Annotated in this window: 1 protein-coding gene; it reads right to left on the bottom strand. The window is 75.2% G+C overall.

What is annotated here, in order from left to right:
• Positions 1-313: 313 nt before the first annotated feature.
• Entirely contained in the window at positions 314-1,582 is a 1,269-nt protein-coding gene (gene purD / locus H5J30_RS32150) for a phosphoribosylamine--glycine ligase (RefSeq protein WP_181791147.1), read from the bottom strand.
• Positions 1,583-1,606 lie beyond the last annotated feature (24 nt).

A 1,606-nucleotide genomic window follows, 5' to 3' on the forward strand; every position in this document is an offset into this window, starting at 1 on the left:
GGCGTGCGCACCCGCCTCCGTACCGGTCGCTGTGGACACGTCCGTACCTCACCCCCTCAACCGCCGACGGGTAGGGCAACGGCCGTAACGAGGCGAAACGGCCGTACTCCACCACTGTCGCACCGGCCACGGCGCGTGCAATGCCGGTAGGCCAGTTGGCCTGATCAGGCCCCCACCGCCCGGACGCGGCCGACCGGACGGCCGGTACGTCGGGCAGGTGCACCATAGTTGGGGGGCGCGGCCACGTCAGCAGGACCGCCGCCCGGTCACCCGATGGAATGGCCTTGGGCAAAGGTCGGGACGCCGTGAAATTTCAGTCGGCGGCGGCCTCCGCGGCGCGCGCGGCAATGTCCCCGCGGTAGTGCGCGCCGTCCAGCCCGATCCGGCGAATCGCCTCGTAGGCGCGGTCGCGGGCGGCGGTGAGATCCGCGCCCACGGCGGTGACGCACAGCACCCGGCCGCCGGCGCTGAGAACCTGGCCGGAGTCATCGAGCTTGGTACCGGCGTGCAGTACGTACGCGTCGCCCGAGACGGCCTCGGCCTCGGCCAGGCCGGTGATGACGTCGCCCGTACGGGGCTTCGCGGGGTAGTCCCGGGCGGCCAGGACCACGGTGACGGCCGCGTCGTCGCTCCACACCAGCGGCGGGAACGCGGCGAGCCGGCCCTGCGCGGCGGCCCGGAGCAGCCCGGCGAGCGGGGTGCGCAGCCGGGCCAGGACGGCCTGGGTCTCGGGGTCGCCGAAGCGGGCGTTGAACTCCACGACCCGTACGCCGCGCGAGGTCAGCGCGAGGCCCGCGTACAGCAGGCCGGAGAAGGGCGTGCCGCGGCGGCGCATCTCGTCGACGGTCGGCTGCAGCACGGTCTCGACGACCTCGTCGACGAGCTTCGGGTCGGCCCACGGCAGCGGCGTGTACGCGCCCATGCCGCCGGTGTTCGGGCCGGCGTCGCCGTCGTACGCGCGCTTGAAGTCCTGTGCGGGGGACAGCGGTACGACGCTCTCGCCGTCCGTGACGGCGAAGAGGGACACCTCGGGGCCGTCGAGGAACTCCTCGATCACCACCTGCCCGGCGGCGGTGCAGGCGCGCGCGTGCGCGCGTGCCGCCGCCAGGTCCCCCGTCACCACGACGCCCTTGCCGGCCGCGAGCCCGTCGTCCTTGACCACGTACGGCGGGCCGAAGGCGTCGAGCGCCGCGTCGGCCTGCTCGGGGGTGGTGCAGACGTAGGCGCGGGCGGTGGGGACGTCGGCCTCGGCCATCACGTCCTTCGCGAACGCCTTCGACCCCTCCAGCCGGGCCGCCTCGGCGCCCGGTCCGAAGCAGTCGATGCCGCGCGCCCGTACGGCGTCGGCGACCCCGGCGAAGAGGGGCGCCTCCGGGCCGACGACGACGAGGTCCGCGCCGACGCCGGCGGCGAGCGCGGCGACGGCTTCGCCGTCGAGCACGTCGACGGCGTGCAGGCGGGCGACGGCGGCGATGCCGGCGTTGCCCGGCGCGCAGTGCAGCTCGCGGACGTCGGGGTCGAGCGAGAGGGCGCGGCACAGGGCGTGTTCGCGGGCGCCGCCGCCGATGACGAGGACCTTCACGGGATCAGCCTAGGCCCTGTCTGG

The organism is Streptomyces phytophilus (assembly GCF_013870535.1).
In the GTDB taxonomy this organism is placed as follows: Bacteria; Actinomycetota; Actinomycetes; order Streptomycetales; family Streptomycetaceae; genus Streptomyces; species Streptomyces phytophilus.